Annotated in this window: 5 protein-coding genes; 2 read left to right on the forward strand and 3 right to left on the reverse strand. The window is 71.9% G+C overall.

Annotation, left to right across the window (positions count from 1 at the left end):
* Window positions 1-153: 153 nt before the first annotated feature.
* Window positions 154-591, reverse strand: a complete 438-nt coding sequence (locus C1I99_RS28555) for a VOC family protein (RefSeq protein WP_111137303.1) — start codon at window positions 589-591, stop codon at window positions 154-156.
* Window positions 591-785 carry a VOC family protein gene (locus C1I99_RS33525; RefSeq protein WP_325049247.1) on the reverse strand — a complete coding sequence of 65 codons (195 nt, stop codon included), beginning with the start codon at window positions 783-785 and terminating at the stop codon, window positions 591-593. The genes C1I99_RS28555 and C1I99_RS33525 overlap by 1 nt, the downstream gene beginning before the upstream one ends.
* Before the next feature lie 266 nt (window positions 786-1,051).
* Between C1I99_RS33525 and C1I99_RS28565 the strand changes: the two genes are divergently transcribed.
* The gene (locus tag C1I99_RS28565; protein WP_111137305.1) at window positions 1,052-2,326 is read left to right on the forward strand and encodes an RNA polymerase sigma factor; all 1,275 of its coding nucleotides are present in this window, start codon (window positions 1,052-1,054) and stop codon (window positions 2,324-2,326) included.
* Between the two features lie 149 nt (window positions 2,327-2,475).
* Window positions 2,476-2,850 carry a YciI family protein gene (locus tag C1I99_RS28570; protein WP_111137306.1) on the forward strand — a complete coding sequence of 125 codons (375 nt, stop codon included), beginning with the start codon at window positions 2,476-2,478 and terminating at the stop codon, window positions 2,848-2,850.
* Between the two features lie 134 nt (window positions 2,851-2,984).
* Here the strand turns inward: C1I99_RS28570 and C1I99_RS28575 are convergent.
* Window positions 2,985-5,734 (reverse strand): DEAD/DEAH box helicase (locus C1I99_RS28575; protein WP_199562425.1); only part of this gene is annotated, 2,750 nt, incomplete at its 5' end.

Consider the following 5,734-nt stretch of genomic DNA (forward strand, 5'->3'; position numbering starts at 1 on the left):
CCGCCGTCCTCGCCGGAGCCCTCCCTGCTCAGCCTCTGCGAACCCCTGCGGCTACCGCTGCTCGACCCGATCATCTGCCCGTCGGCCACCCCCTGAGCCGTACGCTCGACGAACCATGGCCGGGGTCAGCCCAGCAGCGGGGCCGGGGGATGGTCAGGCTGAGGCTCCGAAATCGGGGACGGTGAGGGTGCCGTCCGGAGCGAGCGGGAAGCCCGGATTCCAGGCGACCTCCCAGAGGTGACCGTCGGGGTCGGCGAAGCAGCCCGCGTACCCGCCGTAGAAGGTCTCCCGGGCCGGCCGGGTCACCTCCGCCCCGGCGGCGGCCGCCGCGGCGAGCAGATCGTCCACCTCGGCCCGCGACCGGACGTTCTGTGCCAGCGTCACCCCGCCGAAGCCGCCCGAACCCGGGTCGTCTACGCCCGCGTCGGCGGCCAGCTTGTCACGCCCCCACAGCACCAGCGCCAGCCCGCCCGCCTGGAAGAAGACCGTCTCCTCGACCTCCTGGCCGCGCCAACCGAGCCGCTCGTAGAAGGCGCGCGCCCGGGCCACGTCGGTGACCCCGAGGGTGATCAGGCTGATCCGCTGCTCCATCACGCCGGCCCGTGGCAGACGGCCTCGACGTTGTTGCCGTCCGGGTCGCGGACGAAAGCGCCGAAGTAGCTCGGGCGGTACTCCGGCCACACCCTCGGCGCGTGCAGCACCTCGGCGCCGGCCGCCACGGCGGCGTCGTAGAAGGCCCCGGCGGCGGCCACTTCCCGGACCTGGATGGACACGTGGTCGATCATCGGCGGCACCTCCTGGACACGCCCGGTCACCCAATCCGCCCGACGGTAGCGCCGACCTGTGACATCGGCGGCGATTCGACGTGCCGAAGGCCGCCGTCGGTGGTCATCCACGGCACGTCGATCCGGTGCTGGTGCCGCCCCGCCGGACATCGGCGCGTTCACCGGCCGGGTACGCGCGAACGGCCCGTCTCGCGGCGACCCCGCCGGCGGTCGCAGCCGCGCGCTTGTGTTGAACGAGCCGGGCCGAGCTGCTCTGATGAGCGGTCATGGGGGCTGCAGAGACGCACCGGGCGATCGAGGCGGTGTGGCGGATCGAATCCGGGCGGGTGATCGCCGCCCTGGCCGGGCTCGTGCGCGACATCGGCTGGGCCGAGGAACTCGCGCAGGACAGCCTGGTCGCCGCGCTGGAACAGTGGCCGCGGGACGGCGTACCGGGCAACCCGGGCGCATGGCTGACCGCCGTCGGGAAGCGGCGGGCCGTCGACGGGCTGCGCCGCCGGCGGCTGCTCGACCGCAAGGTCGCCGAACTCGGCCACGAACTGGGCGACGACCGGTTCACCCCGGATTTCGACGCCGCGTTCGACGAGCGCATCGACGACGACCTGCTGCGGCTGGTCTTCACCGCCTGCCACCCGGTGCTCTCCCCGCAGGCGCGGGCCGCGCTCACCCTGCGCATGCTCGGCGGGCTGAAGGCCGAGGAGATCGCCCGAGCGTTCCTCGTGCCGGAGACCACCGTCGCGCAGCGGATCACCCGGGCCAAGAAGACCCTCGCCGAGGCGCAGGTGCCGTTCGAGGTGCCCGGTGTCGCCGAGCGCGGCGAACGGCTGGCCAGCGTGCTCGAGGTCATCTACCTGATCTTCAACGAGGGCTACTCGGCCACCGCCGGCGACGACTGGATGCGCCCGCAGCTCTGCGCGGACGCGCTGCGCCTGGCCCGGGTCCTGCAGGGGCTGATGCCCGACGAGCCCGAGGTGCACGGGCTGGCCGCCCTGCTGGAGATCCAGGCGTCCCGCACCGCCGCCCGGACCGATCCGGCCGGCGAGCCGATCCTCCTGCTCGATCAGGACCGCAGCCGCTGGGACCGGCTGCTCATCCGGCGCGGGCTCGCCGCCCTCGACCGGGCCCGCGCGGCGGGGGGCCCACCCGGCCCGTACACCCTGCAGGCGGAGATCGCGGCCTGCCACGCGCGGGCGCGTGCCCCCGAGGAGACCGACTGGGCGCGGATCGCGGCGGGCTACGCGGAGCTGGCCCGGGTCGCACCGTCGCCGGTCGTGGAGCTCAACCGGGCTGTCGCGGTCTCCTTCGCCGACGGCCCGGCCGCCGGTCTGGAGCTGGCGCGGGCCCTGGTCGACGAGCCGGCGCTGGCCCGCTACCACCTGCTGCCCAGCGTGATCGCGGACCTGCTGGCCAAGCTCGGCCGCCACGACGAGGCCCGCGCCGAGTTCGAACGCGCCGCCCAGCTCACCTCGAACGAGCGGGAACGCGCCCTGCTGCTCGACCGGGCCGCCGACTGCGCCCGGGGCATCGCGCCGACCCGCTGAGAAAAGTCTCCAGAAAAGTTCGGCCGCCATGTCGTATCCGGCTCGCGCCGATCGACGCGTCAGTGAGAGCCGGATCGGGCCGGCACTCGCGCCGGCACCCCGGCGTCCCACCCGCGCCGATCCCGGCGCATCCTGAAAGGAAGAGATCGATGCGGTACATGGTCATGCACAAGCTCGACGAGAACCAGCCTGGCGCCTTCGACCCGAGCCCCGAGTTCATGGAACGGATGGGTGACTTCATCGAGGAGGCGAACAAGGCCGGGGTGCTGCTCGTCGGCGAAGGGCTGGAGAAGAGCAGCGAGGACTCGGCCCGGATCACCGCCACCCCGGGGAAGAAGACCACCATCACCGACGGGCCGTTCTCCGAGACGAAGGAACTCATCGCCGGGTTCGCGATCCTGGACGTGCGGTCGAAGGAGGAGGCGGTGGAGTGGGCGAAGCGGTTCGTCGACATCTTCATCGAGGCCGGGATCGACATCGAGGTCGACGTCCGCCGGGTGTTCGAACTGCCGGAGGCCGGCTGATCGGGGACCGCTGCGCAGCCGGGTCCGGCGTCACGCCGGGCTCGGCTGCGCGTGGCCGCGTGATCGCCGGCTGGCGGAGTTAGGAGCCGCCGAGCCTACGAGGACGGGCAAGCCGGCGAGGGGCACGACACCGTTCAGGCGGCGATCGCCCGGGCAGCGGCATACATGTCAGCCGGCAGCGGGTGGTGCAGCCGCCAGATGATCCGCATCGGCCGGTCACCGGTGTGCTCACGGTAGGTCATCGGGCCGGCGTAGAGGTAGGCCGGCGCGCCCAGGTCGCGGTCGGCGAGCTTGGTCTCCCGAACGAAGAGATGCACCGTCGACCCCCGTTCTGCGTGGTGGATGTATCGCTGGCCAGTCGTTGATGCCGATGACGTGGTGCTCTGCGATTCCCACTGGAACAGCGCCTCGGTGATGGCCCGGTCGGCGTACATGGTGGTGGGGGAGTAGTGCTCCTCCGACTTGACCAGCGTGACGAAGAACAGGTCCGCCTGCGCGTCCGGCAGCCACTTCACGCCCTCCCGCAGCGACCCTGGCTTATCCATGCCGAAGGCGGCACACGCCTCGTTGCGGCTGTAGTGCGCGTGCACCCGCAGCGGCATCTCCCGCGACGGCTCCGCCGTCACTCGGTGGATCCGGTCGCGCAGCACCTCGGCCACCTGGCGCAGCTCGGCGCAACGCGCCGGCTCCGCCCACAGCCGGGCGAGGTGGGCGTCCCGTTCGGCGAGCGCCGCGTCGGGCCCCCACAGGCTGAAATGAAGCATGTCCAGCAGCCGCCCCGCCTCGGCGAGCGGCGGTTCGCCTGGAGCGGCTGGCCCAGCCGCTACCCGGGTCAGCAGGTCCAGCCGGTCGACGTCGTCGGTGTGCAGCATCCGGCCGATCGCCCGCCCCAAGTCCCGTTCGGCCGGTCCAGGAGCCGAGGTTTCCAGCCCCGCGAGGCGCCGCAGCCCTGTCCAGCCACCGACGGCCGCCGACCGGTACACGTCCTCGATCTCCAACCCGGTCTCCCGCAGGAACTCCGCGAGACTCACATCGCCGAGCTGCCGCAGCTCGGCGACCAACCCGCGCTTCGACGTGGGCATCGCCTTCTCCACGTTGCGGAGAACGATGTCCTTAGCGACACGGTCCAGCTCGATGTGGCACCCGCTCGGCAGCCTCGGGAAGTCGTCCCGCACCGCCTCGGCTACGGCCCGCCGGCTCACCCCGGTCAGTGCCCGCCACCGCAGGTCGAAGCGGAAGTTGGCGTGCTGCCCGCCGATGAAGTCCAGCACGGTCAGGCACGGCTTGTCGTCGTCCAGGCGTAGCCCCCGGCCGAGCTGCTGAAGGAAGATCGTCGCGCTCTCGGTGGGGCGCAGCATGAGAATCGTGTCGACAATCGGCAGGTCGACGCCCTCGTTGAACAGGTCAACGGTGAAGAGAACCCGCAGCTCGCCGTTACGGAATGCCGCCAGCAGCGCCTGCCGGCCGGCGCCGTCAACCCGCGAGGTCACCGCCGCCGACGGGACGCCATGCTGCGTGAACAAGTCCGCCATGAACGCGGCGTGCCCGATGCTCACGCAGAACCCCAGCGCCCGCATCCGCCCGACGTCGACCTTGTCGCGGACGGCCCGCAGCACCATGCGCGCCCGGGCGTGGTTGCCGGTGTAGACGCCGTCCAGCGCCGCCCGGTCGTACCCCTGCCCGCGCTTCCAGCGCAGCTGCGACAGGTCGACGTCGTCGTGCAGCCCGAAATACTGGAACGGCGCCAACAACTGCCGTTCCAGGGCATCCCACAGGTGCAGCTCCACGGCCGCGCGGCCGTCGAACCACCGGCGCACGTCGCCGCCGTCGGCCCGGTCGGGGGTCGCGGTCAACCCCAGCAGTACGCGCGGCCGCAGCCGCTCCAACAACCGGGCGTACGTCGGCGCCTCCGCGTGGTGGAACTCGTCGACGATCACCATGTCGTACGCCGCGGGGTCGATCTCCCGCCGGTGCAGCGACTGGACGGAGGCGAAGACGTGCCGCCAGTGCTGCGGCTCCCTGCCTCCGACGAGCGTCTCGCCGAAGCTGCCGTCCCCCATCACCTGCCGGAACGTCGACAGGCTCTGCCGGAGGATCTGCTCCTGATGCGCGACGAAGAGCAGCGAGTCGACGGTGCTGTCGCGGCGGAGCCGGCGGTAGTCGAGCGCCGCGACCACCGTCTTGCCGGTGCCGGTGGCCATGACCACGAGGTTGCGGTGCCGCCCGTGTACCTTCCGTTCGGCGTCCAGGTCGGCCAGGATCTCCGCCTGATACGGGTACGGCCGCACGTCCAGGTTGGCGATCTCGGTAGGCGTATCGTCGCGGCGCTCCCCGCTGAGCGCCCTGCGGAGCCGATCCGCGTCCTTGGCCGGGTCGTAGTCCTCGAACGCCCGGTCGTGCCAGTAGTCCCCGAACGTCGCGGTGAACGTGTCGATCACGTGCGGCTGCTCCAGGTTGGACACCCGCACGTTCCACTCCACGCCGTCGACCAGCGCGGTCTTCGACAGGTTGGACGAGCCGACATACGCGGTGCTGGTGCCGTTGCGGCGGCGGAACAACCAGGCCTTGGCGTGCAGCCGGGTGGTCCTCGTCTCGTAGGACACCTTGATCTCGGCGCCCAACTCGGCGAGCCGATCGAGGGCCCGCTGGTCGGTCGCGCCCAGGTACGTCGTGGTGATGACCCGCAGCCGGCCGCCGCGCTCGATCAGCTCGCGGATCGGCCGCTCCACCAGGCGCAGACCGTGCCACTTGATGAACGCGCAGAGCAGGTCAACCTGGTCGGCGGAGGCCATCTCGTGGGTGACCTCGTGGCCGATACGCGGCTGGTGGCGGCCGTTGACCAGCAGCGCGCCCGTGGAGAGCGGGGTGGTGGGGCGTGGCGGGA

The organism is Micromonospora deserti (assembly GCF_003236335.1).
Taxonomy (GTDB): domain Bacteria; phylum Actinomycetota; class Actinomycetes; order Mycobacteriales; family Micromonosporaceae; genus Micromonospora; species Micromonospora deserti.